At 54.1% G+C, this 484-nt stretch carries 1 protein-coding gene; it reads left to right on the forward strand.

From position 1 onward, the window contains the following. Nucleotides 1–401: EAL domain-containing protein (locus A3709_RS12645; protein WP_156507752.1), on the forward strand; the 401-nt coding region annotated here is incomplete at its 5' end. Nucleotides 402–484 lie beyond the last annotated feature (83 nt).

Raw genomic sequence — 484 nt, forward strand, 5'->3', positions numbered from 1 at the left:
CCATCATGAACGATGCGCCAGCCAACATTAAAAAGCTGAGCGAGCTCAAGGAGCTTGGACTGGAAGTCGCGGTAGACGACTTCGGCACCGGCTATTCCTCGCTCAGTTATTTGAAGCGCTTCCCGATCGACACATTGAAAATCGACCAGAGCTTTGTCGCTGACCTCGACACCACCGATGGTGCCGCGATAGTCGACGCCATTATTGCCTTGTCGAACACCCTCAATTTACGCGTGATCGCAGAAGGCATTGAACAGAAAGACCAGCTCGACTACCTCGTGGCCAAAGGCTGCCATCTGCTCCAGGGATACTATTTCGCCCGACCGCTGTACCCCGAAGATGTTCCCGACACGCTGCAGCAAGACTTCTCTGCTGACCTGACGCCCAAACCACAAGACTGATTCACGGCATGAAATATTTGGCGCCGATGCGGGCGACATTGATTGCCATGACATGTGCTGTGAGCTCCACCGCCAATAGCGAA

Origin of the sequence: Halioglobus sp. HI00S01, assembly GCF_001635445.1 — a bacterium.
Lineage (GTDB): Bacteria > Pseudomonadota > Gammaproteobacteria > Pseudomonadales > Halieaceae > Halioglobus > Halioglobus japonicus.